At 40.2% G+C, this 25,057-nt stretch carries 24 protein-coding genes; 9 read left to right on the plus strand and 15 right to left on the minus strand.

Features of this window, described 5'->3' with window-relative positions; translation table 11 throughout:
- Positions 1–28: 28 nt before the first annotated feature.
- The 7 genes from dmsD to ACU696_RS07955 form a co-directional block, all read right to left on the minus strand.
- A complete protein-coding gene (gene dmsD, locus ACU696_RS07925; protein ID WP_004913405.1) occupies positions 29–646 on the minus strand; it encodes a Tat proofreading chaperone DmsD in 618 nt (205 codons plus the stop codon).
- Between the two features lie 121 nt (positions 647–767).
- Positions 768–1,625: a DmsC/YnfH family molybdoenzyme membrane anchor subunit gene (locus tag ACU696_RS07930; protein ID WP_109912725.1), complete on the minus strand. Its 858-nt coding sequence runs from the start codon at positions 1,623–1,625 to the stop codon at positions 768–770.
- Between the two features lies 1 nt (position 1,626).
- Positions 1,627–2,244, minus strand: a complete 618-nt coding sequence (locus ACU696_RS07935; protein ID WP_004913401.1) for a DMSO/selenate family reductase complex B subunit — start codon at positions 2,242–2,244, stop codon at positions 1,627–1,629.
- A 10-nt stretch (positions 2,245–2,254) separates the two neighbouring features.
- Complete coding sequence (ynfF, locus tag ACU696_RS07940) at positions 2,255–4,681, minus strand: selenate/tellurate reductase subunit YnfF (protein ID WP_421667218.1); 2,427 nt, start codon at positions 4,679–4,681, stop codon at positions 2,255–2,257.
- Positions 4,682–5,157: 476 nt separating this feature from the next.
- Complete coding sequence (locus ACU696_RS07945; RefSeq protein ID WP_109912723.1) at positions 5,158–5,904, minus strand: energy transducer TonB; 747 nt, start codon at positions 5,902–5,904, stop codon at positions 5,158–5,160.
- Between the two features lie 289 nt (positions 5,905–6,193).
- A complete protein-coding gene (locus ACU696_RS07950; protein WP_164528529.1) occupies positions 6,194–6,661 on the minus strand; it encodes a hypothetical protein in 468 nt (155 codons plus the stop codon).
- A gap of 378 nt (positions 6,662–7,039) precedes the next feature.
- Positions 7,040–7,510 carry a multidrug/biocide efflux PACE transporter gene (locus ACU696_RS07955; protein ID WP_164528530.1) on the minus strand — a complete coding sequence of 157 codons (471 nt, stop codon included), beginning with the start codon at positions 7,508–7,510 and terminating at the stop codon, positions 7,040–7,042.
- A gap of 109 nt (positions 7,511–7,619) precedes the next feature.
- Between ACU696_RS07955 and ACU696_RS07960 the strand changes: the two genes are divergently transcribed.
- Both ACU696_RS07960 and ACU696_RS07965 read left to right on the plus strand, forming a co-directional pair.
- A complete protein-coding gene (locus tag ACU696_RS07960; RefSeq protein WP_109912720.1) occupies positions 7,620–8,474 on the plus strand; it encodes a LysR family transcriptional regulator in 855 nt (284 codons plus the stop codon).
- Positions 8,475–8,659: 185 nt separating this feature from the next.
- Entirely contained in the window at positions 8,660–9,139 is a 480-nt protein-coding gene (locus ACU696_RS07965; protein ID WP_004913390.1) for a DUF4822 domain-containing protein, read from the plus strand.
- A gap of 82 nt (positions 9,140–9,221) precedes the next feature.
- Here ACU696_RS07965 and yegD read toward each other — a convergent pair whose 3' ends face one another.
- From yegD to nrfA, 8 genes are all read right to left on the minus strand, one after another.
- Positions 9,222–10,574: a molecular chaperone gene (gene yegD / locus ACU696_RS07970; RefSeq protein ID WP_164528531.1), complete on the minus strand. Its 1,353-nt coding sequence runs from the start codon at positions 10,572–10,574 to the stop codon at positions 9,222–9,224.
- 407 nt (positions 10,575–10,981) lie between these two features.
- Positions 10,982–11,380, minus strand: a complete 399-nt coding sequence (locus tag ACU696_RS07975) for a hypothetical protein (protein WP_196723728.1) — start codon at positions 11,378–11,380, stop codon at positions 10,982–10,984.
- 329 nt (positions 11,381–11,709) lie between these two features.
- Entirely contained in the window at positions 11,710–12,756 is a 1,047-nt protein-coding gene (nrfF, locus tag ACU696_RS07980) for a heme lyase NrfEFG subunit NrfF (protein WP_123382333.1), read from the minus strand.
- The gene (locus ACU696_RS07985) at positions 12,749–14,623 is read right to left on the minus strand and encodes a heme lyase CcmF/NrfE family subunit (RefSeq protein ID WP_123382332.1); all 1,875 of its coding nucleotides are present in this window, start codon (positions 14,621–14,623) and stop codon (positions 12,749–12,751) included. Before ACU696_RS07985 ends, nrfF begins: the two co-directional genes overlap by 8 nt.
- Before the next feature lie 24 nt (positions 14,624–14,647).
- The gene (gene nrfD / locus ACU696_RS07990) at positions 14,648–15,604 is read right to left on the minus strand and encodes a cytochrome c nitrite reductase subunit NrfD (protein ID WP_117162787.1); all 957 of its coding nucleotides are present in this window, start codon (positions 15,602–15,604) and stop codon (positions 14,648–14,650) included.
- Entirely contained in the window at positions 15,601–16,272 is a 672-nt protein-coding gene (gene nrfC / locus ACU696_RS07995; RefSeq protein ID WP_004913371.1) for a cytochrome c nitrite reductase Fe-S protein, read from the minus strand. The genes nrfD and nrfC overlap by 4 nt, the downstream gene beginning before the upstream one ends.
- Positions 16,269–16,838, minus strand: coding sequence for a cytochrome c nitrite reductase pentaheme subunit (nrfB, locus tag ACU696_RS08000; RefSeq protein WP_004913368.1), 570 nt, complete (start codon positions 16,836–16,838; stop codon positions 16,269–16,271). The genes nrfC and nrfB overlap by 4 nt, the downstream gene beginning before the upstream one ends.
- Before the next feature lie 47 nt (positions 16,839–16,885).
- A complete protein-coding gene (nrfA, locus tag ACU696_RS08005; protein ID WP_109912716.1) occupies positions 16,886–18,319 on the minus strand; it encodes an ammonia-forming nitrite reductase cytochrome c552 subunit in 1,434 nt (477 codons plus the stop codon).
- Between the two features lie 806 nt (positions 18,320–19,125).
- On the opposite strand from nrfA, the gene napF reads away from it, so the two are divergent.
- Genes napF through napC form a run of 7 tightly spaced genes read left to right on the plus strand, consistent with a single transcriptional unit; the run spans position 19,126 to position 25,013 of the window.
- On the plus strand, positions 19,126–19,617 hold the full coding sequence (napF, locus tag ACU696_RS08010) for a ferredoxin-type protein NapF (protein WP_004262238.1): 492 nt from the start codon (positions 19,126–19,128) through the stop codon (positions 19,615–19,617).
- Positions 19,607–19,885: a chaperone NapD gene (gene napD / locus ACU696_RS08015; RefSeq protein ID WP_004913364.1), complete on the plus strand. Its 279-nt coding sequence runs from the start codon at positions 19,607–19,609 to the stop codon at positions 19,883–19,885. The genes napF and napD overlap by 11 nt, the downstream gene beginning before the upstream one ends.
- A complete protein-coding gene (gene napA, locus ACU696_RS08020; protein WP_004913361.1) occupies positions 19,866–22,352 on the plus strand; it encodes a nitrate reductase catalytic subunit NapA in 2,487 nt (828 codons plus the stop codon). Before napD ends, napA begins: the two co-directional genes overlap by 20 nt.
- A gap of 6 nt (positions 22,353–22,358) precedes the next feature.
- Entirely contained in the window at positions 22,359–23,069 is a 711-nt protein-coding gene (gene napG / locus ACU696_RS08025; RefSeq protein ID WP_004262231.1) for a ferredoxin-type protein NapG, read from the plus strand.
- Entirely contained in the window at positions 23,056–23,919 is an 864-nt protein-coding gene (gene napH, locus ACU696_RS08030; protein WP_209101921.1) for a quinol dehydrogenase ferredoxin subunit NapH, read from the plus strand. The genes napG and napH overlap by 14 nt, the downstream gene beginning before the upstream one ends.
- Positions 23,916–24,365: a nitrate reductase cytochrome c-type subunit gene (gene napB / locus ACU696_RS08035; RefSeq protein WP_004913351.1), complete on the plus strand. Its 450-nt coding sequence runs from the start codon at positions 23,916–23,918 to the stop codon at positions 24,363–24,365. Before napH ends, napB begins: the two co-directional genes overlap by 4 nt.
- 9 nt (positions 24,366–24,374) lie before the next feature.
- Positions 24,375–25,013 (plus strand): cytochrome c-type protein NapC, encoded by a 639-nt coding sequence (gene napC, locus ACU696_RS08040; RefSeq protein ID WP_109912715.1) that lies wholly within the window; start codon positions 24,375–24,377, stop codon positions 25,011–25,013.
- Positions 25,014–25,057 lie beyond the last annotated feature (44 nt).

The following is a 25,057-nucleotide window of genomic DNA, read 5'->3' on the forward strand; positions in this document are numbered from 1 at the left end:
ACAAAATGCTTATTTGAACGATATAAAACTAAAGACAAAGCTCTTTATTCGCTGGGGTTAATTGAGCGCTTTGTTGGATATGTCTTAAAGTTTCTGTCGCCAGCAGCGCAGTGGCTTCATAAAAAGCATTCCCGCTTTGCAATTGCATTTTTTCTAAATAGCGATATACCCAAGGTAAAAAATGTATTTCTAGTAATTCACGTAACAGTTCTGGTTTATTTTCAATCACCCAGGCAGTGAGAAGAAATATTAGCCCCACATGATCTTCGGGTTCTTTTTGATTTAATTCAATATTGATTTGGTTATTACGAAGCCATGCTCTTAATTCAAGTGTCGAAATACCAAAAATAACATTTTCTTTATCAAGATAAACAGAACCCCAAGGTGGTGCAGGTAATGCATAAGGGCCAATAAATAAGCGCTGGTAGGCTTCTTGTAAAGTTTCTGATTCAGAAAGACTATCTTGAAAAAGTTTATCAATACGTTGGCAATCATAATCCTGAGTAAATGGCCACTCAGCTAACCATTCGCTCGTCGTAAATAAATCAATTAGTTTATTTACGCGTGCATCAGAAGGGTCATAATAAAATAATGCCCCCAAAGTTTGCGCGCAAAGCGAAAAATCGGCCAATAATTTTTGTTCCATATTTGTCCACTTGCTATGTTGATGATGACGCTTTGGTGCGATCGTAGCGAAACATGCGATTGTTGTCGATGATAAGAAGGTAATTAGCCCCCTTATCATCGTAAAAACAATGGAATAGTCGTTATCCGGCGATAGCCATACCTACCGTCATATGTAGCCCGTAGAAAATGCCTCTACCAATCAATTCACCAAAAATCACCAATAATACGGCGACTAATAGCCCGATAATTGAAGGGTTTTTCATTTTAACATGTGGGTAAATCCAGAAAGCTAGCCCTAATGTTAAGCAAACAGTACGCCAACCCATCAGTGAAGCATAATCTGGAACAAGCTCTGATGCTTTCTGTACAGAGCTTTGGATAGAGCCTAATTCAAACCCCTGTGCCGTCACCAAAATACTACTCGCAACCACTGCAACAATACTGATTAATGTAAAGAAACGGACGTTATTGATATCATAGCTTGCTATGCGTAATAAAAATGCGGCAAGAACAGGCCCTGCAATAAAGCTGGTTAGGATAAATTGCAAACTACCATAGTGATTAAACCAAGTTGGGACGGTATCAATTTGGTAAACGCGGGATATGGCATAAATAAATATTGCCGCAAAAATGATAGTGATAATTAACCAAATAGTACCAATAGACTTAGGCATTTTTTTCAATAATGACAGTAACCAATATACCCCACCTAAGGCGAAGAATATTGAACCACTAACTATTTCGTTACTAAGAGCGGAATGACCAACACGTATCATTGAATTGAATGCACGCATCGGCGAGCCCATATGCAGCATGGATAGTAAAAAGCCAATTCCCATTAACGCCCATAAACCAAACATGCTCATCACTATTTTATGATGCTGCTCTTGCAAGGGTTTCATTAACAATACCAGAGCCATGAGAATAAATGCACCGGCAACACTTTGACCTATAACGGTGAAGAAGATTAACGGATATTCATGTAAGCCTGCGCCCATTTTAAACTTCCTCCGGATTCGCTAAATAACCTGTGGTGTCACCAACAGGACGGCAATTTGCATTGAGATTTAACACAATATTGGGTTTGGTATAATGTGCAGCGGGTAGAGGTGCTATCTCATTGATTGTGCCGTATTTTGCACGTAGCTCTTCAATGGGCCCAAAATCTAATGCACGTAGCGGGCAAGACTCAACACAAATGGGTTTTTTGCCTTCAGCCACACGTTCATAGCAGCCATCACATTTAGTCATATGCCCTTTAACTGCATCAAACTGAGGTGCACTATAAGGACATGCCATATGGCAATAACGGCAACCAATACAAACACTTTCATCGACAATGACAAAGCCGTCCTCACGTTTGTGCATCGCGCCACTTGGACAAACTTTAACGCAAGCAGGGTCCTCACAATGGTTGCATGAAATGGAAAGATAATAAGAGAATACATTTTGATGCCATGCACCATCTTGCTCTGTCCAGTCGCCGCCTGCATATTCATAAATACGACGGAAATGAACATCAGCGGATAAGTTTTTAAAATCTTTACAGGCGAGTTCGCACGTTTTGCAGCCCGTACAGCGTTGTGTATCAATATAAAAACCATATTGTTGTGACATACCGGGCTCCTTATAGTTTTGCAATTTCAACTAAGTTAGTATGCTGAGGGTTCCCCTTAGCAAGCGGTGAAGGGCGTTGAGTCGTGAGGACATTAATACACCCGCCTTGGTCTACTTTTTTGCCAAACATATCGGCATCTAACCAAGCCCCTTGGCCCATAGCAGTCACGCCTGGCATGATCCGTGGTGTCACTTTCGCTGGAATATGAACTTCACCTCGGTCATTGAAAACCTTGACCATATCACCCTGTTTAATACCACGTGCTTTGGCATCTATAGGGTTAATCCATATTTCTTGGCGACAAGCTTGTTTTAAGATATCAATGTTGCCATAACTTGAGTGTGTTCTGGCTTTATAGTGAAACCCTGTCATTTGTAATGGGTATTTTTTATTAAGACTATCGGTATGGCTTTCAAAGCCTTCGGTATAAATTGGCAGCGGGTCAATCACATCATCTGGTGCTAATTGCCATGTTTTTGCTATTTCAGCTAGGCTTTCTGAGTAAATTTCTATTTTTCCTGAAGGCGTCTTCAGTGGATTAGCTTGAGGGTTATCTCGGAAGGCTTTAAATCCAATGACATGCTCATCTGGGCATTTGTGCTTGAAAATACCCACGGTTTTCATTTCTTCATAAGTTGGCATATCAGGGAAGCGCTCGCGGCTTTTTTCACATAAATATTTAACCCATTCGTGTTGGGTGCGGCCTTCGGTAAATTTCTGTTCGACATCAGGGCCTAAGCGTTTAGCTATTTCTGACAAAATTTCATAGATGGGCTTACGCTCAAATTTAGCGCTAGTGGCTGGTTGGCCTAAGATCATGTACGACATGTTTCCTGCGGACTCGCTAGGAATAAGATCTTCTTGTTCGGTAGGCATTAAATCAGGTAGTAAAATATCGCAATATTTTGCAGAGGCCGTCATGAAGTGGTCGATGCCGACAATCATTTCGCATTTGCTGTCATCTTGTAAAATTTCATGGGTGCGAGCGATATCACTATGCTGATTTATCAATGTATTACTGGCATAGCACCATAAAAATTTAATGGGAACATCTAATTTATCTTTCCCTTTGATACCATCATGAATAGCTGTCATTTCGGTACCGCGTTCGATGGCATCAGTCCATGTGAAAACAGAAATCTGAGTTTTTACTGGGTTATCGAGCATCGGGAACCATTCAACACCGGAATCATAAGTACTTTCACGACAGCCTGAATTTCCACCACTAATGCCAACATTACCAGTAATAATGGCTAACATGGCAATTGCTCGAACGGTTTGTTCACCATTTGAATGACGTTGAGGACCCCAACCTTGAACAATATAAGCGGGTTTTGCTTGGCCTATTTCACGGGCTAACTTAATGATTTTATCTGCTGGGATACCTGTAATTTTAGCGGCCCACTGTGGTGTTTTAGCTATACCATCAGCACCTTGGCCTAAAATATACGCTTTATAGTGACCATTTTTAGGTGCCGAAGCTGGCAAGGTTTTTTCGTCATAGCCGATACAGTATTTATCGACAAATTCTTGGTCGACCATATCCTCAGTAATAATCACGTAAGCCAATGCGGCAGCAAGTGCACCATCAGTACCAGGACGAATAGGTAACCATTCATCTTCTCTACCAGAAGCAGTGTCATTATAACGAGGGTCAATGACTATCATGCGCGCATTTGAACGTTCGCGCGCTTGTTCGACATAATAAGTGACACCTCCGCCACTCATACGAGTTTCGGCAGGGTTATTACCAAACATCACAACTAGTTTTGTATTTGCAATATCATCGGGGCTATTTGCTTCTTGGGAGCCGTATAGGTAATTCATACCTGCACGAATTTGTGCAGTACTATAACTGCCGTAGCGGCTCAGGAAACCACCACATGAATTCATTAAGCGATAAGGAACATTTGAGTTGGTGATATTACCGCCATCAACGCCAGTACCATATAAAACGTGAGCGGCTTCATTACCATAATTTTTTAGAATATCGCGTAAGCTATTACCAACAGTATCAAGGGCTTCTTCCCATGAAATTCGGACAAATTTGCCTTCACCACGTTTACCCACACGTTTCATTGGGTATTTCAATCTATCTGGATGATTCATTCTTCTGCGGATTGAGCGACCACGCAGGCAAGCTCTGACTTGATGATTACCATATTCATCTTTTCCCGTGGTATCAGATTCAACCCAATATACCTCATCGTCACGCACATGGAGGCGTAATAGGCAACGGCTACCACAATTAACGGTACATGAACTCCAAACGGCTTTTTCTTCAGGGGATGTTGAGTTTTGAGAGGTATCGATTGCTTTTGCATTAAAAGGAAGTGATAAACCGCCAACTGCAGCAAATAAACCGCCAGCAGCGCCAGATTTCACGACATTGCGCCTTGAGATAGGGCTATTTAATAATTTATTTTTTGTATTCATTGATATTAGCCTTTATGACCATATTAAATATAGTGTTATTCAGGGGCTATCTTACTCTGACATATTTAGTTTTTTTTGCGCCATATCAACGAAGTTATATTTGCAAAACTGGTAACTTTTTTATAATAAATAAATATTAATGATAATTGATATCATTATAACATTATGAATAAAAACAGGTTTTATTTTTATTGCTCGTGTCTAAAAATTTAGAAATGTTAATATTGAGTTTTGTAGAGAAAATATTTCTCTCGGTAAGGCCATTTTCGGAAAATAGGGAGAAGACTTTTAGTCATATAGTTGGAAAATAATAATAAATTTCTCTAGGATCATTGATTGCTCTGAAAAAACAATAAAATTTATTATTATTTTTTGGAATGAAAAATAAATACAGAATAACTAACTATAAAGTGAACATCTAATATCCAATTAAGGTGTACTTTTTTATTGAAAATAATTGTTATTATCAGTGTTGGTTAATTAAATTCAATATTGAGAGTGATAGATTGAGCAAAACCTGCTGGTGGCTTACCGACAGAGCGGCTTTTTTGTACTGCAAGTAAAGCGGCTTGATCTAATAAATCATTTCCTGAACTGCTTGCTAAGCGAATTAAACTAATTTCTCCGGTTTGGCTTAATTGAAATTGAATAGTTGCGATACCACGGTTTTTCATTTTTTTTGCGCGGCGAGGGTATTGCTTGTTTCGCTCAACTTCTTGGCGCAGTTTTTCTCGATAGGCATTAATTAGTTGGCTATTAGTGTCACTAGTCGCATGTTGGTTTTTGGGGCCTTTAATTCCTGCTGATTGAGAAGAAACAAGGTCACCGGCTTTTTGTTGTTGTGCGATTGGCAAATCATTTTTAATTTCGGAATCAGCTTGTTTGCTGGGGTTTTCAGTTCTTTTAGTGAGTTCTTTGGGTTTTACGGGTTCTTTTTGTGTTTTGATCACCTTTTTTTGCTTTTTAGGCACAACAACGGCGGCATTTTCAATAATTGGGCTGGGTTCTATTTTTACCTCACTAGGGAGTTCTATCGGTTGAAGGAGCTCTTCAGGTTCTGCAACGTTAACCGCTTGAGTTAATGCGATCGATATAATCGGCGCATCCTGTTGTGCTTGGTTTTTTAAGGATAATGATTGAGCCGTAACATAGGTTAAGTACCCAATAACAAGAATATGCAGGGTTATGGATAGCGTAAAAGTGATTAATTTTCGACTCATCATAAGACCTCAATATTCTTTCTTGTTGAACCTAAAGAGGGTAGACCAAAACAGGTCTTAAGTAGTTATGCTTGAGTTATAACTCATAAGATAAAATAACGATTCGAATTATATGTTAATAATTATCAATTGCAAATGATAGTTATTATCAACTTTGATGGGTATATGTTATTTACTATTAATGCATTGATTTTTAATAATATAATTTTAAAATGAAAAAGGCTTGGTGAGTCACCAAGCCTTAATAAGATTAATTGTGTGATAAATCAGTTAAATATCATTCTCTATTTTATTATTTTGTCTGGCTCCTGCTTAAGTGTTGCTGTACAGCGTATTTGATAGAAGGGGATTGGTTGTTTTCGGTAAAACTCAACGCGACTGCGGCTTTTTCATGTCCATCCATTGCTAAAAAACTTTTGCTGATACCATTAATTTTATCTGTTGCTAAATTACCAGCTTTTAGATGTGAATTAATGGCTGCTTGGTTCGCTGCGGACATATTATTTTCATTAAAACTTAATGCAGTAGCGGCTTTTTCATGCGAATTCATCTGTGCAAAAGATTTCGTAATACCTTGGATACCATTAGGTGATAAATTAGCGGCTTTTGCATGGTTAGCAATAGCGATTTGGTTTGCATAAGCGGTATTATTTTCAATAAAACTGAGTGAAATAATGGCATTTTTATGGGTGGTTACGTCTGCTTGAGCACTTAAATTAAATACCAGAAAAAGTGCAGAAGAAATAAATAGTTTGTTCATCTGAATACCTTTAAATAACATTGCCTAAACTTTGGACAAAATAATGGATAACTTTATATAAATGAGTTCTAAAAAATGAAGGAATTTAATGTTTAACTTCTATTTACTGCACTCGAACTTAGGTCTGTTATTGATAGATAAACGCATCTAAGTAGTATTTTTATAAAGTTATCGTAGAACTCATCATGACGATGGCGTCAATATAGGTGATCATGTTCAATGATGAAATTGACATCTATGCATATGATGAGTGCATAAAACGCATTCATCATTTTGCAAAAAAAAAAGAGAGAATTATTTCGGCGTGTTTATCGTATTTATGATACATAAATAACACCGTATAGATAAGCTACACGGTGTTTGAATATTTAATTAAAATTAAGAACGTTTAACCGCTGTTTCTGAGACGCGTATTGCATTTTCTTTATTCGCAAACCAACGCTCACGTAAGATGTCATATCCAAGATTAAACGCATAAGTATAAAATAAGAAAAAGGCAAAAAAGCCGATTTCAAGTAAGAATGCGTCTAAGAATGACATTTTAAGTAAAAACGCCAGCATTGGTACACCCATGATCACAAAGCTCAATTCAAATCCAACGGCGTGAAAAATGCGTACTTTGGCTGGGCGAGGCCCTTTGGATAAGGGCCAATAACGATCAAAGACCATGTTATAAAATAAGTTTAATAGCATTGCCAGTGTCGACAAGACAATAGCGACTGTTCCCATTTGGAAAATTGAGCGTCCTAAAAGCCACGCACTGACCGGTGCAGTTATCGCGATCGCGATGACTTCAAATGAAACTGCATGAAAAATTCGTTCAGTTAATGTTTTTGTATACTTGCTCATAACTACCTCAAAGATATGGAAAATTATTTTTTGGGTAAAAATCGGGTGCAATTATTTGCTTTTTTTTATATATATACAAAATGGCAGCCATCGGAAAAAGCGATACCTTATGAATTATTCTATAGAAACATTGCGTACCTTTGTGGAGGCGGCATCCCTAAGGTCATTCTCTGCTGCGGCTCGTAAATTAAATAAAAGCCAATCAACTGTGAGTACGACAATCAGTGGTTTTGAAGACGACTTGGGCTTTTTGTTATTCGATAGGCAGGGACGTGAATCAACATTAACTTTTGCAGGTAGAAAAGTTTTGAGTTTAGTTGAGGATATTTTATCGGCAGATGAGCGTCTTCAAGCGCTTCGAGTTGAACTGCTACCAGATATAGAACCAAGATTAAGCTGCGCTTTTTCAGATATTTATCAGCCCCCTCATGCTGAACATATTGTAACGACATTAGATAGACAATTTCCGCATCTTGAGTTCGAGTTTTTAATTGCAGAAAATAATGCCGTTATTGAAATGATCCAAAACCAACAGGCTCATGTTGGTATGATGGAATCTCGAACAGAATATCCTGCAGATATTTCTTTTTCTCGTTTACCTATTCAAGGTGAATTAGGTTTATATGTATTAAATAGCCATCCATTAGCTAAAGAGAAAAAGATTACTTATCAGCATTTAACAATGACACGCCAACTACGGCTAAGCAGTAGTAGCCAAATTATTATTAATAGTGAAAAGAACTGGTTTGCGCCAAATTATTTACTATTATTAGAAATGGCAGAACAAGGAGCTGGATGGGCAATATTACCGACATGGTTAGTTAAGCAATTTGGCCATAACCGTTTAGTGAGTATTAATTATGATTTATGGCCACGTAAAATTGATGTGGATTTAGTTTGGTCTAAGAATAATCCACCGGGAAAAGCGGGTTACTGGCTGATTAATAAATTACTTAATAGCTAAATTTAAGGAGATTAATTTTAAAATCAATGTGTTTGTGCTATATTTTATTTTGTAAAACAGTCTATATTAAATGTAATAAGATGTTATCTTGTAAATAAACGTAATATAATTTTTAAAGTTGGCTTTATATCGCTAATCTAAACTTAATCAAGTTGTTGTTTGAGTTAATTTATTAGAGGATAAAAATGAAAAAATTATTAGTACCTACACTTTTTGCTGTTGTATCTACTATGTCATTTGCTGTTAATGCAGCTACAACTCCAGCAGCAAGCCAATCACAGAAGGCAGAACATAAATTAAATGCTTACGAAGAAATTATGGTAGGCAAAGTCTGGGTAACGACAGAAGCTTTAGATCAAGATAAAAAAGAAGTTAATGCAGAAGATAAACAAGTTGCAAACTTCTTTGGGGTTGCCGAATATTATCCAGACGGGACTTTTAATATGACCACGTTCGATGGCAAACCCAAAATGAAAGGTGACTGGTCATTTGATGAAAATGGCAAAAGCCGTTCATTAACAGCGAAAGATGATGACGGTAAAGTTTTATTTACTCGTGTTGTTGAAAATGTGACAGTAACACCTGAAGAATATACGTATCGTATTTATCCAGAGCAAGATAGCAAAGATAAGTACTTTGATATTGTCCATAAAGTTAAAAAATAACATTTAAACCAATGCCGCAGTCTAGATATAAAGCTCATTGATTGAGTAATTTATTCTGCGGCATTATTGCTCTATTGTAGCTTTATTTAAAACAGGTTTCTGCCCAGCGCGTTAGTCCAGCAGTAACGGAACCAAAATCGTCTCCACGTACTATAGGAATATTAGGTAATTCTTGGCTAATTGCTTGGTGTAATATTGGTGAGCGAGCACTCCCACCTGTAACGTAAATCGCATCAGGTTTGACCCCACCTTGATTGACAGCCTCTTTAACTAATTCAATCATTTTACTTTTTGGTGATTCAATTGATTCCACCATTTGTTCATGTGGAATATTCACTTCTAGTTTTTCAGAAATTAATTTAATTTGAGCTAAATAACTGGAAGTGTCCGATAAAGCAATTTTAGCTTCTTCAGCTTTACGTACTAAGCTATAACCTAATGTTTCATTATAAACTTCTAACAATCGAGATATTATTTGAGGTTCTTTTGCATCTTGCTTTAAGCGTGTTAACGCCGTCAAATTTTGTCGTGAGTAAAATTCTTTTTGCGCTTCAACATTATTGATAGCAATCGGGTTCCAAAATTGTAGAAATGGCATTTTAATGCCCGATAAAGATTGGCTTTCCATCCCAAAAAGTGGCATCAATTGTTTTAATGCTAGGTAAATATCAAGGTCGTTTCCACCCACTCGTTGGCCACTATGTGCAAGTAAGGATTGTGTTCTGTCTTGTGCACCTCGATAAGTCGGTCCCATTTGAATTAATGAACAGTCTGTTGTTCCACCGCCAATATCAACGACTAAGATGATCTGGTCTTTACTTAATGTGGATTCATATTCAAGCCCGGCAGCAACAGGTTCGAACTGGAAAGCAATATGATTAAAACCTGCGCGTTTTGCCGCACGATAGAGTATGGATTCTGCTTGTTGATTTGAAAGTTCCCCGCCACGCCCATGAAAGTTAATTGGCCGGCCAATGACTGTGTCATCAATAACCTGCTGTAAAGAATGTTCTGCAGTATCCTTTATATTTTTCATCATCGCGCAGACAAGGTCTTCAAAAAAACTAATTTGAGTATCATGTAAGCCTGAAGCCCCTAAAAAAGATTTTGGGGATTTTACATAATAAACATCTCTAGGGTCGCTCAGATATAAATCTAAAGCAGCTTGCCCAAATACAATGTCCTCGGGTAGTAAATCGACCCCTTCATCACGGTTAAACGCGATAGATCTTTTTAAAATTTGTTGTCCGATTTCATTCGAGGGGGATATTTTACAATGGCGAAATAAATGCTCAGAAACTGATTCTCTTGTTGGCGCACATAAGGTTGATGGAATATAAACGCTATCGCCTTCTAATGGTAATAGTGTGGGTACCCCGCTTTTCATGACTGCGACAGCACAGTTAGATGTGCCGTAATCAAAACCAATAAACATTTCGCCTCCAAGAGTAACGACTTTGAAAAAAGGCAGAGACTTTATATCAAGCAGGAATGAATTACTATCGAAAAAATAGTTCGATATGAAGGGGAAAACTCAAAAGGAGATAGCTTGAATTGATTGCATGTTGTCTAGATGCTCTGAAAGCACAGAGGCTCTATAACAAAATGCAAGCATTATTGAAAGATTGATTTATTGATGTTCATAAAAAGGGCGTAATTAATTTAGCTTAAGGTGGATAAATAAAAATACCTATCGATAATATTAAGGTTATTTAAAGCTATTTTTATATAGAATGGGGTTTGTGATGTAATATTTTATTTTTCCTCCTCTTTAACATTTTAATGTAATGTTAAAGAGGTTCTCGGAAATATCTTATTTAAACAGTTAGGTTTTATATATTTTTAACTATTACAATACTTATTCCAAATTACATTAAAATCATTATTAGGAAATTCTTTATCATCTCTATCAATTAATGGAATAGAAACAACATTACGGCCGTCATTATGAAGATAGGTTTTGACCACAAAACGTTTAAATGAATATGAGTTTTGGCTAGTGAAAATAAGCACTTCACCGCATACATAACCTAGCATACCATGGTCTAAGGTTTCTCTTATCTCATGATATTTAACATTTTTATACTCGGCCGTTTTGGGGAATGCTAAAAAATCCTCAACCGCTTTTTGAGATTTTTCTACAATATCTAAATCAGGTGTATAGTTACTTACAACGCCTCCTATAAAGGAAGCGCCTGCAATTAGGCCAACGACTAAAAATGAAAATATTTTATTTTTCATAGTATTTATTTCTTATGTTATTAGTTTTGAATCTCCCAATGAATGCCAAAATATAAAAATTGAATAAAAATTCATTGCCATAGGCTAACTTTTAATTGGTGATTTCACTTACGGAGATATACTTGGATTACATTTGGGATAATTAACGGTTACCAATCTAACATAAGATTATTTGAAGTAATATAGAAGGGAAACAATGGTAACCAATAAGAAACGAAAAATTACACATTTAAATAAATAGACATTTCATAAAAGGATACTTTATCACTATTGTGATAATTCAGTATGTATTAATCCCTAGAGTAACGAAAATATATAGAATAAGATTATTATTTTTTGTTCTTCATTATTTTTGCCATATGAATAGCTTCAATGAGTTGAGAACGATTAATACGAGAACTATTACTATCTAATAATTTTTGCCAAATATCAATTGCTTGTTCATAATTTGCATTCATAAAAGCATCTGAAGCGACTAGCATTAAAGCAGTAATTTCTTGTTTATCAAGGTTTAATGCTTTGTTGATTACCGCTCTGACATCTTCTGTTAGTTGTTGACCTGCTTGGTAATATAAAACGGTTGCAATCGCTGAGTATATCTGAGCATTTTCTCCTCCATATTTTAACGCTCTATGATAAGCAATTAATGCGTTATCATAACTATTTTGATAGAGATAGTATTCACCTAGTGTAGCCCAAAGCTCACTATTTTTAGGAGATTGGCGAATATCATCTTGCAAGCGGAATAAATCATTTTGTTCTTGCTGTAATGGTGTGAATGAGAGTAGAGGATCTGAAATACGTTGGTATTCCTGGTAGGCTAATTCAAACCGAGGCGAAAAAAAGTAACCAATAACAACTGACACCATTAATATGGCGAGTAATTTATTAATATGCCATTGCTTTGCAACTGATGGCGCTGTTACATCATCTGACAATAATTGCTCGAATACCTGCTGATGGTGAAAATTGTTCTCTAAAATCGGCTGTTTTTGTGAGCGATAAAATTTGAAAATGAAATAAAAAATGCCAACTAGAGCAATGCCCGGTAATCCCCAAAGCAGTGCGGTGCCAATAGTCAAGGGAGGGTTATACAGCACGAAATCGCCATATCGCTCGGTCATATAATGCATGATTTGCGCTTTATCTTTCCCCTCTGCAACCATTTTAAAAACTTGGTGGCGCATACTTACTGCAGTGGGTGCATTGGATTCGAGTAAGTTTTGGTTTTGGCACTGCGGACAACGTAATTGTGAGGCTATTTGCAAAGAATATTCTTGTTCTTCAATAGAATTAAATTGCCACACATCAACAATCTGAGCATTGGATATAAAAGAGCAACATAGGAAAAATAGTGCTAATAGGGTTTTAAGCATTTTTTATCCTCCCTTTTATCCAGCTTATTAATAGGCCAAAACACATTACAAACGCACCGCTCCAAATCCATTGAATGCCATCTTGTACGTAAAGGCGTATTGCATAGCTATTTGTTCCCGTTTTCTCACCTAATACCGCATACCAATTACGTAGCCACCCCCAATATATACCGGGTTCAATCATTAATTGCTGGCGAGCAGTATAAAAGCGGCGCTCGGTGATTAGCTGGTGTAATGGTTGGTTAGCTTTGCTAATTTGTATAATGGCTTTTTCGGTAGTGTAATTAGATTTAGCTTCAAGTTGCAACTCGTTGAATTGAAATTGATAATCTGCGAGTGAGATAGATTGCCCAACAGAAAGACTAACACTGGTTTCATGGTGACTACCAATGGATAAGGCAATGCCAGCCGCAAAAATCACAACCCCTGTATGAGCGATAAGGGAAGGGAATTGTTGACGAATAGCATCGATGGGTCGTAGCCAAAAGATAAGTAAAATAGCAAATAAAAAACCACAAGAAAGAGCGATAATAATCCCTTTAGACCAAAGAGATAAGCTTACTAATACACTGAGAGGTATAATGAAAAGAATACGCCATTGGGCTTTAATCCGAGTTTTGTTAAGCGGATAAATGGCACTTACCGCCATTATGATTAGCATCAAAATACCAAATGGTAGTAATGCTTGGTTAAAATAAGGTGCCCCAACCGATATTTTTCCCCAACCAAATAACGTGTAAATCATCGGGTAAAGTGTGCCCGTCAGGACAATGAATAATACAGTAGAAAATAGGATTAAAGTGAGTAATAAATAAAGCTGACGGCGATTAGTTTTGGTTGGTAAATTATCAATGTTTTTAGCTTTCCAACCATATATACATAAAGCACCGAAACTCAGGAAACTGAATAGTAAAAAGAGGGGGACAGCCCTAACGTTATCTAAAGCAAACGCATGGACAGACATTAAAATACCTGAGCGTACAATCAACGTGCCCAATAGAGATAAAATAAACGTGAGGATCGCCAGTAATATTGACCAATGACGATAATGACCCGTTTTGTATGAAATGGTAAGGCTATGGAATAACGCAGTTGCACTTAGCCATGGTAACAGTGATGCATTTTCAACTGGGTCCCAAAACCACCATCCCCCCCAACCAAGTTCACTGTATGCCCACCATGAACCCAGTGTGATACCCAAAGTGAGTATGCACCAACTAGGAACGACAAAGCGCCAACAGAGCCTTGCAACTGTTTGGTTAAATTGCGTGCACAGCGTGGATGCAAGTGCTAAGGCGGTCACGACCATTAACCCGCTATAACCTAAATAAAGTAGTGGAGGGTGTAATATCAACCCCCAATGTTGCAGCATTGGGTTGAGATCTCGCCCTTCAATAGCAGGAGGGAAAATGCGAACAAAGGGGTCCGAATAAAAGACGATAAACAGTAATAATGCGGTACTAATAATAGCGAGTAGGGTTAATGTGAGAGGAAATACGGGGTGAGTTTGCCGACGATAACACCATGCAAATAGGCAACTCCAAGCAGAGATAAACAGTAGCCAAAGAAATATTGAGCCTTCATGGCCTCCCCATACTGCGGCAATTTTAATATATAGCGGCGATAGCCGGTGGCTATGTTGCGCCACATACACGACTGAAAAATCACTTTGAATAAAGCTGAGAGTTAAACAAACATAGGCAACGAGCAAGAAAAGAAACTGTAAGTAGGTCCAAAGAATATTCCGAGGCATTTGCCTCGGAATATGGCGGAAGAAACCAATAACTCCAAACAATGCTTGGAAACAGGCAATACAGAGTGCCAATGCGAGGCAGAGAAAGCCAATTTCTGGGAGTATTAGTTCCAATGATTACCCTTATTTTTGAGTGAGTTATGCGACGGTCAACTGCCCAGCGTATAACACAAAGAAGCGTAAGCAGAAGACACCCAGTAAGCTTGCACCACTGATAATCAATACTCTTGCTGCACCTTGTCCTTTATCCATCCATTTTTTGAATAGCAGAGGAATAATAAAACCACACCCGACAACGCCAATCCAAAACCACCAAGTCCAGAAACCACCGCCTAATGCGGCAATTAATGAACGAATTTTCCCGTCATCCCCTAACGCTAGCCCGACAAAAAAGGCTGCTAATAGGAATATCTCGAGCCAAATAACAAAGCCTTCGATACGGTGTAAAAATGCGGTTTCGTCGTTATGGATATTTTTACGGTAGCGTAATGCTATTGCCATTAATGATACCGCGATACCTGACGATATTCCTGAAAATAGGAATAAAGCTGGTAATAATGGATTGTTTAAGAATGGATAAGATTTTAATGCTGAAAGTAAAAATCCGGTATAAGCCCCAAGCAAAACAGCCAAGACTAGCATTACAATATCCAGAGAACGCATCGCACGATTTAGCAGGGTTAATATTCTTGGGATAAGCGTAAACTTAGGCAGCCATTTTTGCTGTAAAACCATGAGCTCTTTTTCATAAATTTTAGCAAGCCAAATAACAAGTACAGCCATATACACTTGGAATAACATTACCCCCATCGACATCACCGAAGTTGGGCTGTAATGAAACATTAATTTCCAGAATGTCCATGGACGCGTCAAATGGAGAATTAAGATCAATAACCCAAAGATGATTGTTGTCGGAGCTAAAATCAGTGTTGTGCGCATGAGAGTGCTATCACTGCCAGCCGCAGTGGGATAATACTGGCGCATAAGTACCGCAAGTACCACGATCCCAGCTGAAATACCAATTAAGAATAAGTAAACGGCAATGGGCCAGTCCCACACTAAGGATTCAAAATGGAAAGCAGAAGCTGTTGTCATTGGCTAACCTCCCCATATTTGAACGGGACTCGATACATTTTGGGGTGAGTACCGAGTGCAATCTTGAATCGATAAGTCGGTTTTTCTTTTAGCATCAACGAAATATCGCTCTTAGGATCATCTAAATTACCAAAGGTTAATGCTTTGGTCGGGCAAGACTCGACACAAGCTGGTTGCTTACCCTTTTTTAGATTCGTTTTACGACAAAAATCACATTTATCCGCAGTTTTATTGATAGGGTGAATGAATCTGACACGATAAGGGCAGGCAGCAATACAGTATTGGCAGCCGACACATAAGTCAGGGTTTACATCAACAATCCCCGTTGTTTTGTCGATAAAAGAGGCACCAGTAGGGCAAACATCAACACAAGGCGCACTTTCACAATGTTGACAGGAATGGCGAAAAAAACGGTATTTAACATCAGGAAATTGGCCTATGGGCTCACTACGGATGATGGTTAACCGTGAAACACCTTCCGGTACTTGGTTAACCTCTCGGCACGCATCCATACACGCCGTACAGCCGATGCACAGATTTTCATCGTGCACCATGCCGTAGCGAACGCCATCTATTTTCATGGTGTTAGCTAGCGTATGGCTAGCAACCCCTCCTACCGCCGCCAGTGCTCCTGTGTAGATAATGAATTGACGACGAGAACAACTCATGGCTGCTCCTTACGCAATTTCACCGCTGCTGGATTGAAATCAGGGTTATTGCGTTGATCTGAGTGACAGTCGACACATATTTTTACTTTGCCCTTATCAGTCAGTACCTTCATCGTATCTTGTTTCGGATGAAGGTCATGGCAACTGGCACAGGCCACTTTGGTGACGTGGACATCATGAGGCCAGAACGCTTTTTGTAGTTGCTCTGGTAAGTGACATGACAGACAGACACTGTTTTGTTGTTCAACGTTATACATTGGGTTGTTAAAGCGCATGACATCTTTGACGCCTTCACGGTGATCAGGCCCTGGGTTACCGTGGCAGTTGGTACAAGTCACGGGTAAATTATTGTTAGGGTTAATCACTTCTGCGTGAGTGCCATGCATGCCTTCTTGGTCTGGTTTATGACAGTCTAAGCAGGCGCTGTCAGCACTGCGTTGCTGCGTGACAACCCAACGGCCTTCTGCATTTTCTTGTGCCATTTGTGGGGTTGCGGATGCGGCTGTTGCCCATAATAAGCCTGTTGCCAGCACCCCAGCAGTTAATAACGAACGTAGTACGCTCATATTCACTCCATTGGTTGTATTGCCCCATTATTTGGGGCAAATCATGGTTATTTGGCTAATAGGTCATTTTTACGAGCTTGGTCATCCCATTGCGGAACGACAGTTTTTAAGAACTCTTGTTTCTCCGCATTGATTTTTTGCATATCTAAACCAATGGCTTGTTGTGCTTTTTCCTTGGTTGAAATATCTGGAATGGCAATTTCATGGGTGATGCCTTTAGAGCCTAACAGGCGAGCGAGTTTGGTACGTGCATCTGCCGCTTTATCCATCGAACCACCTAACATACGTAGGCCTTCATCTGGTGCGTGCATATGAATACCGTGGGAGGCGATAGCTAAATCCCAGCGCCATTGTGCATGGCGAATATCGGTTAAAATTGGTTTCATTTCATCTTCTGTTGCGCCTGCATCCCATGCGGCTTTCGCTTCAAAGTGAGCGCGAACCAATTGATCTTCCGCTTTGATTTTCATCTCTTGGATAGCGACTTTACGTTCAGCAACCACATCTTGCAGTTGTTGTTTGCTTTGGGTATGGCAAGTGCTACAGGTTTGTTCGAAATTGTCGAATGGATTACCAATTTTATGGCTGGTATACAGTTCGCCTTTTTCGTTTTGCAGTTTTGGCATATGGCAATCAATACAGGTCACGTTATTTTTGCCATGAATACCCGCACTCCAAGTTTCATATTCTGGGTGTTGGGCTTTTAGCATTGGAGCTTTCGACAGTGAGTTGGTCCAGTCAGAGAAACCAATGTTGTCGTAGTAGACTTCCATATCTTCCACTTTGGTGCCGTTATCCCATGGGAATTTCACGGCTTTTTTATCACCAGAGAAATAATATTCTACGTGGCATTGGCCACATACCATGGACTGTTGGTCGAACCGGCTGGCTTTATCAAACGGTTTGCCAATCGCTTCCATTGCACGCTCTGCATAAGGGCGAGAAAGTGTTAGCTCTGGTTTACCTTTTGCAAAATCTTCTGAGTCGGTTTTATGGCAATCTGCGCAACCTAAGACATTCACCACTTCTGGGCCACCTTTTGCCCACTTACCTTCGAAATAGCCATCTTCGCCATGTTCTTGGATAAGCCTAGCCACATCGGGACTTTTACAGCTCCAACATGCCATCGGAAGCGGGCCATCTTGGGCATCTTTCGGAGCACCAGTTCGTAAGGTTTCACGGACGTCGATGATGGCATAGGCGTGACCACGAGGTTTGTTGTAGTCGCGTGAGAATGGGTATCCAGCCCAGAGAACGACTAAGCGAGGGTCTTCCGCTAATGCGTCTTCTCGGTTTGATTGCTCGGATGTTGCTCGCCAAGAGTGGTATTGATCAGGGTGAGCAGCTTCGAAAGTTTCATTTCGAGCGTTGATGGTAGATGTACTATCTTTAGTCGGAGTTTGAGCATGAACAGAGGTAAAGAGAAATATTCCTGCAACCAGACTCAATAAGCATAGTGCATTATTTCTTATGTTTGCCATAAAAAGGGCCTCGAGTAATTTTAGCCAGTCATCCCTTCATTTTTCGAGTTGTTGTTGTAATGTGACCTGTGACTCGAACTATTTTGGGTATCTTTTTGTTATTTAGGTTTGATAGCAAGCTTTCATCTGCTACCAAGACATTGCCAATTTATATGTGTAACAAAAAACCACACTAAAAATATTGTTTTTGATCAAAAGATAATTTGTAATAAGGAAATAGAATGTGAGGAAATAATAAAAAATAGGTATTATTGAAATTGATATAGTTATTTTTCTGTAGTTTTAAACTGTTACTTTTAATAATTAATTAGTAATGATTCTTATTTTGATATTTGGCGTTATCTGATTTTATTTTATTGATTTTAAAATAATTTTTTTATTTTAAATATTTGAGTGCTGTTTTTAAAATAAAGTTAGAAATGAAAGTTGTTTAATATCAAAAAAAATACAGATATTTTTTTGCTAAATGACATTGCACATACCACTTTAGTAGTAGTTTTGAGCTGGAATTATAATTTAAAAAATTAAAACTTGAGTTTAAATTAATAATACATATTAAAAAAATGTTAATAAATAATTAAAAAGGCCTACTTGGTTATCATTTTGGTGCTACTTTTAGCTAATGGTGAGTAAATAACGTAAATGTTGTCATTTCTAGTCGTATACGGGTAATTACCTCTTTTACCCACTTGGTAGTATGTATTTTTATAACCTCTATCGTTAATATTTCTCATAAATACACATATAAAAAATGCGGTTTATCAATACGTTTTAGTTTTTTTGTTGGCAATGTAAAGGAAAAAAACATGGTTGATCTCACCCGTCGGGGAGTATTAACTGGTGCGTGGCGTAGTGCAGCCCCAGTGGTTCGGCCGCCATGGAGTGGTAGTGAAACGCAATTTATCGAATTGTGTACCCGTTGCAATGCCTGTGTTGAAAGTTGCGAAACGGCAATTATCCAACCAGGAGCAGGGGGCTACCCTGTTGTTGATTTTAAGCGTGGTGAATGTACATTTTGCTATGCATGTGCAACAGCATGTCCAGAACCTATTTTCCTACCAAAACATTCCCAACCTTGGGATATCTCAATTTCGATTGGCCAAAATTGTCTTGCTTATCTTTCGATTGAATGTCGTCGTTGCCAAGACAGTTGTGAGCCTGAAGTCATCTCTTTTCGTCCGTCAATGGCCGGTATATACCAGCCAAAAGTAGAAACACCAGGTTGTACAGGCTGTGGTGCTTGCGTCGCAGGTTGCCCAGTTTCAGCCATTACCGTGGAGCATGAACATGCACAGTAACTATCAAGTGTGCAGTTTAATAGTACAAGTAAAAAGTGAGCGACTGTCTACTGTGGCCGAAGAAATTAATCAACTTTCCCATTGTGAAGTGGCGCTAAGCGCCCCGGAAAACGGAAAACTGATTGTGGTTGTTGAAGGGCAAGGTAGTAGAACGTTGTTAGATACTATTGATTTAGTACGCGATATTGACGGCGTACTAGATGTTTCGCTGGTTTACCATCAGCAGGAAGAGCAAGGTGAGGAAGATTATGAAACTCAGTCGTCGTAGCTTTATGAAAGCCAATGCGATAGCGGCCGCTGCTGCGGCGGCAGGTATTGGCGCACCGAGCATTGCGAAAGCAGTGGTTGGTCAACAAGAAAGTATTAAATGGGACAAAGCCCCTTGTCGTTTTTGTGGTACAGGCTGTGGGGTACTGGTGGGCACTCAAAATGGTCGTATTGTGGCCAGCCAAGGTGACCCAGAAGCCCCTGTAAACCGTGGTCTAAACTGTATCAAAGGGTATTTCTTACCAAAAATTATGTACGGAAAAGACCGTTTAACGCAGCCAATGTTGCGTATGAAAGACGGCGAATATGACAAAAATGGGGAGTTCACACCGATTACGTGGGAGCAAGCCTTTGATGTTATGGAAGAAAAAGTCAAAACCACATTAAAAGAAAAAGGTCCTGAAGGGATTGGTATGTTCGGTTCGGGCCAGTGGACAGTTTGGGAGGGCTATGCGGCATCAAAACTGTTCAAAGGTGGTTTCCGTTCTAATAACTTAGACCCTAATGCACGCCACTGTATGGCTTCTGCGGTAGTGGGCTTCATGCGTACTTTCGGTATGGATGAACCAATGGGTTGTTATGATGACATTGAACATGCTGACGCGTTTGTCCTTTGGGGTTCAAACATGGCAGAAATGCACCCAATCTTGTGGTCTCGTATCACCAACCGTCGTCTGTCTAACCCTGACGTGCGTGTTGCGGTGTTATCGACTTTCAAACATCGTAGCTTTGAATTAGCGGATAACGGCATCGTCTTTACACCACAATCTGACTTGGTGATCCTGAACTATATTGCAAACTATATCATTCAAAACAACGCAGTTAATCAGGAATTCCTCGATAAACACGTGAATTTACGTCGTGGTGCAACAGATATCGGTTATGGATTACGCCCAACTCACCCACTCGAACAAAATGCGAAAAATGCAGGTTCTGATGCGTCTGAGCCAATGACATGGGACGAGTATAAAGCCTTTGTTGCAGAATATACGTTAGACAAAACCGCAGAAATGACCGGGGTTCCAAAAGATCAGTTAGAAGAACTCGCTAAACTTTACGCAGACCCTAAAACGAAAGTGGTTTCTTATTGGACCATGGGCTTTAACCAGCACACTCGCGGTGTTTGGGCGAATAACTTAGCGTATAACTTGCACTTACTGACAGGAAAAATTTCTCAACCGGGTTGTGGGCCGTTCTCATTAACAGGCCAGCCATCAGCGTGTGGTACTGCTCGTGAAGTCGGTACGTTCTCACACCGTTTACCTGCGGATATGGTGGTTACCAATGAAAAACACCGTGAAAAAGTAGAAGGTGTGTGGGGGTTACCTGCTGGGACGATCCCTGAAAAAGTGGGTTTACACGCCGTTGCCCAAGACCGTGCTTTAAAAGACGGTAAATTGAATTTCTACTGGGTAATGTGTAACAACAACATGCAAGCGGGCCCGAATATCAACCAAGAGCGTATGCCTGGTTGGCGCGACCCACGTAACTTTATCGTGGTATCTGACCCATACCCAACGGTCAGCGCATTGGCTGCCGACTTAATTTTACCGACAGCCATGTGGGTAGAAAAAGAAGGGGCTTACGGTAATGCGGAACGTCGTACCCAATTTTGGCGCCAGCAAGTTAAGGCACCAGGCGAAGCAAAATCTGACTTAATGCAGATGGTACTGTTTTCTAAACGCTTTACAACGGATGAAGTGTGGCCTGAAGAGTTACTCGCGAAAAAACCTGAATTACGCGGTAAAACCCTATATGACGTGTTATTCGCTAACCAAGCTGTAACGAAGTTCCCTGTGAGCGAGTTAGCAGAAGACCAACTTAATGATGAGTCTCGTGAATTAGGTTTTTACTTACAAAAAGGGCTGTTCGAGGAATACGCTGGCTTTGGTCGCGGTCATGGTCATGATTTGGCTGATTTTGATGACTACCACAAAGCGCGCGGTATCCGTTGGCCAGTGGTTGATGGCAAAGAAACTCAGTGGCGTTATAGCGAAGGAAATGACCCTTACGTTAAGGCTGGCGCGGGTTATCAATTCTACGGTAAACCAGATGGTAAAGCGGTGATTTTTGCTCTGCCATTTGAGCCTGCTGCGGAATCGCCAGATAAAGAATATGACTTATGGTTATCAACAGGCCGTGTATTAGAACATTGGCATACCGGTAGTATGACACGCCGTGTTCCTGAACTGCACCGTGCTTTCCCTGAATCTCTTGTGTTTATACATCCAATCGATGCGAAAGAGAGAGGTTTACGCCGTGGTGATAAAGTCAAAGTGGTTTCACGCCGTGGTGATGTGACCACGATTGTCGAAACACGTGGCCGTAATAGACCACCAAAAGGCTTAGTTTACATGGCGTTCTTCGATGCTGCGCAGCTAGTGAATAACTTAACACTGGATGCAACCGATCCGCTTTCAAAAGAAACGGATTACAAAAAATGTGCCGTTAAACTGGAAAAGGTGTAATTGCTCATGCCCCAGAAAGCTAAGTCTCAACAGGCTAAGTCCCAGAATAGTCGTCGTCGCTTTTTACGCGATGTCGCCCGTACTGCGGGTGGGTTGGCGGCTGTTGGTGTGGTGCTGGGGCTTCAGCAACAAACTTCCCGTGCGAGTGGCGTCAAGCTTCGTCCGCCGGGAGCCCTTGATGAAAAAGCATTTGCCAGTGCATGTGTCCGCTGTGGACAATGCGTTCAAGCCTGCCCGTATGACATGTTGAAATTAGCGACATTGGCATCCGGTTTGGCTTCTGGAACGCCATACTTCATCGCCCGAGAAAATCCGTGTGAAATGTGTGAGGACATTCCTTGCGCCAAGGTTTGCCCAAGTGGTGCATTGGATAAAGACATTGAGTCGATTAACGATGCACGCATGGGGTTAGCCGTTTTACTCGATCAGGAAAACTGCCTGAACTTTCAAGGGCTAAGGTGTGATGTATGTTACCGCGTATGTCCACTGATTGATGAAGCCATCACATTGGAACTTGAACAAAACCACCGAACAGGTAAGCACGCGCGCTTCTTACCCACCGTCAATAGCAACTACTGCACGGGATGCGGTAAATGTGAACAGGCATGTGTATTGGAAGAGGCAGCTATCAAGGTATTACCAAGGTCGCTGGCGAAAGGTGAGTTAGGACACCATTACCGCTTTGGTTGGCTGGAGGGTAACAATGGCGAATCGTAAACGTGATGCCGGACGTGAAGCTCAGGCAAAAAAAGGCTGGTGGCAGAGCCACAAATGGTTGGTGTTTAGACGTATAAGCCAATTGCTGGTGTTAGTGATGTTCTTGAGTGGGCCATGGTTTGGGGTATGGATTTTACATGGTAACTACAGCAGTAGCTTATTGTTAGACACCGTACCTTTGACTGACCCATTAATCACCTTAGAGAGCTTAGCAAGTGGTTACTTACCGGGGATCTCAGCATTAGTTGGGGCTGCTATCGTATTCGGGGTTTATGCACTGCTGGGTAAGCGCATTTTCTGTAGTTGGGTCTGTCCTGTAAACCCAGTGACGGATGCGGCGGCGTGGTTAAGACGTAAATTTGATTTTAACCAATCCGCAACAATACCGCGCAATATTCGCTATGTATTGCTGGTCGTGATCCTGATCGGTTCTGCTATTACAGGTACCTTACTTTGGGAATGGCTTAATCCAGTTTCATTAATGGGGCGCAGTTTAATTTTTGGTTTTGGCAGCGGTGCATTGGTTTTAGTTGCACTGTTTTTATTCGATTTATTAGTTGTGGAACATGGTTGGTGCGGTCACCTTTGCCCATTAGGTGCGCTATATGGCGTGGCAGGGTGCAAGGGCGCATTGGTTGTTACAGCGGAAAATAAAGAAAACTGTAGCCGTTGTATGGACTGTTTCCATATTTGTCCGGAGCCGCAAGTTCTGCGCGCACCGGTCCTAGATAAACAAGCTCCAGCGCAGATATCCGATAAAGATTGCATCACTTGCGGTCGTTGCATCGATGTTTGTTCTGAGGATGTTTTTAAAATAACACTAAGATGGAGTTCGGGAGCAAAATCATGAAAAATCCTGTCCTGAAAAAGACGATCAGCCGTTGGGTGGCTGGAATGGCCTTTGTTGTAAGCAGTCTTGTTTGGGCTGCTAATGGTGTAGACCTGACCCAATCACCAGAAGTATCCGGTACGTCAGAAGGAAGCATTCATATTCCGAAAGAGCAAGAAAGAATGGCATTAAACTATGTGAATCAACCACCAATGATCCCTCATAGTGTTGAAGGTTATCAAATTACCACCAATACTAATCGTTGCTTGCAATGCCATGGTGTGGAAAATTACCGCACGACAGGGGCACCAAGAGTCAGCCCAACGCACTTTATGGATGCAACAGGCAAAGTCCTTGGCGAAGTTGCACCAAATCGCTACTTCTGTTTACAGTGCCACGTGCCTCAGTCAGACACAGCACCGATTGTTGATAACACATTTACCCCATCCAAAGGTTTTGGGAAATAAGGGGGAATTATGTCAAATAACAATGATAAGCAAACAAATGATGACAAGCCGAAGAAAAAGGGCTTGTTTGGGTTAATCGGCCGAGTATGGCGCTGGTGGCGTAGGCCAAGCCGATTAGCATTAGGAACCTTATTGCTGATTGGTTTCGTGAGTGGTGTTATTTTCTGGGGCGGCTTCAATACCGGTATGGAAATGGCCAATACGGAAGAGTTCTGTATTAGCTGCCATGAAATGCGTGAGAATGTCTATGAAGAATATATGGATACTATTCACTATACTAACCGTAGTGGTGTCCGCGCAACTTGCCCTGATTGTCACGTACCGCATGAGTTTGGTCCCAAAATGGTGCGTAAAATTCAAGCGAGTAAAGAGTTATACGGAAAAATTTTTGGCATCATTGATACGCCACAAAAATTTGAAGACCATCGGTTAGCGATGGCGCAAAGTGAGTGGCGACGAATGAAAAATAACGACTCACAAGAGTGTCGTAACTGCCATAACTTTGAGTATATGGACTTTACAGCACAAAAAGGAGTTGCAGCCAAAATGCATGACCAAGCCATCACGGATGGTAAAACCTGCATTGACTGCCATAAAGGGATCGCCCATAAGTTGCCGGACATGCGTGAAGTTGAACCTGGCTTTTAATTCAAGGTAATCATTTTATGATGAGTTACATAGATGAATTATAA

Source organism: Providencia sp. PROV_01 (assembly GCF_053098325.1).

What these genes read in the sequence shown, in the direction of transcription:
- dmsD (WP_004913405.1), bottom strand. Translation starts at nt 646, where the DNA reads ATGGAACAAAAATTATTGGCCGATTTTTCGCTTTGCGCGCAAACTTTG.
- ACU696_RS07930 (WP_109912725.1), bottom strand. Translation starts at nt 1,625, where the DNA reads ATGGGCGCAGGCTTACATGAATATCCGTTAATCTTCTTCACCGTTATA.
- ACU696_RS07935 (WP_004913401.1), bottom strand. Translation starts at nt 2,244, where the DNA reads ATGTCACAACAATATGGTTTTTATATTGATACACAACGCTGTACGGGC.
- ynfF (WP_421667218.1), bottom strand. Translation starts at nt 4,681, where the DNA reads ATGAATACAAAAAATAAATTATTAAATAGCCCTATCTCAAGGCGCAAT.
- ACU696_RS07945 (WP_109912723.1), bottom strand. Translation starts at nt 5,904, where the DNA reads ATGATGAGTCGAAAATTAATCACTTTTACGCTATCCATAACCCTGCAT.
- ACU696_RS07950 (WP_164528529.1), bottom strand. Translation starts at nt 6,661, where the DNA reads ATGAACAAACTATTTATTTCTTCTGCACTTTTTCTGGTATTTAATTTA.
- ACU696_RS07955 (WP_164528530.1), bottom strand. Translation starts at nt 7,510, where the DNA reads ATGAGCAAGTATACAAAAACATTAACTGAACGAATTTTTCATGCAGTT.
- ACU696_RS07960 (WP_109912720.1), top strand. Translation starts at nt 7,620, where the DNA reads ATGAATTATTCTATAGAAACATTGCGTACCTTTGTGGAGGCGGCATCC.
- ACU696_RS07965 (WP_004913390.1), top strand. Translation starts at nt 8,660, where the DNA reads ATGAAAAAATTATTAGTACCTACACTTTTTGCTGTTGTATCTACTATG.
- yegD (WP_164528531.1), bottom strand. Translation starts at nt 10,574, where the DNA reads ATGTTTATTGGTTTTGATTACGGCACATCTAACTGTGCTGTCGCAGTC.
- ACU696_RS07975 (WP_196723728.1), bottom strand. Translation starts at nt 11,380, where the DNA reads ATGAAAAATAAAATATTTTCATTTTTAGTCGTTGGCCTAATTGCAGGC.
- nrfF (WP_123382333.1), bottom strand. Translation starts at nt 12,756, where the DNA reads ATGCTTAAAACCCTATTAGCACTATTTTTCCTATGTTGCTCTTTTATA.
- nrfD (WP_117162787.1), bottom strand. Translation starts at nt 15,604, where the DNA reads ATGACAACAGCTTCTGCTTTCCATTTTGAATCCTTAGTGTGGGACTGG.
- nrfC (WP_004913371.1), bottom strand. Translation starts at nt 16,272, where the DNA reads ATGAGTTGTTCTCGTCGTCAATTCATTATCTACACAGGAGCACTGGCG.
- nrfB (WP_004913368.1), bottom strand. Translation starts at nt 16,838, where the DNA reads ATGAGCGTACTACGTTCGTTATTAACTGCTGGGGTGCTGGCAACAGGC.
- nrfA (WP_109912716.1), bottom strand. Translation starts at nt 18,319, where the DNA reads ATGGCAAACATAAGAAATAATGCACTATGCTTATTGAGTCTGGTTGCA.
- napF (WP_004262238.1), top strand. Translation starts at nt 19,126, where the DNA reads ATGGTTGATCTCACCCGTCGGGGAGTATTAACTGGTGCGTGGCGTAGT.
- napD (WP_004913364.1), top strand. Translation starts at nt 19,607, where the DNA reads ATGCACAGTAACTATCAAGTGTGCAGTTTAATAGTACAAGTAAAAAGT.
- napA (WP_004913361.1), top strand. Translation starts at nt 19,866, where the DNA reads ATGAAACTCAGTCGTCGTAGCTTTATGAAAGCCAATGCGATAGCGGCC.
- napG (WP_004262231.1), top strand. Translation starts at nt 22,359, where the DNA reads ATGCCCCAGAAAGCTAAGTCTCAACAGGCTAAGTCCCAGAATAGTCGT.
- napH (WP_209101921.1), top strand. Translation starts at nt 23,056, where the DNA reads ATGGCGAATCGTAAACGTGATGCCGGACGTGAAGCTCAGGCAAAAAAA.
- napB (WP_004913351.1), top strand. Translation starts at nt 23,916, where the DNA reads ATGAAAAATCCTGTCCTGAAAAAGACGATCAGCCGTTGGGTGGCTGGA.
- napC (WP_109912715.1), top strand. Translation starts at nt 24,375, where the DNA reads ATGTCAAATAACAATGATAAGCAAACAAATGATGACAAGCCGAAGAAA.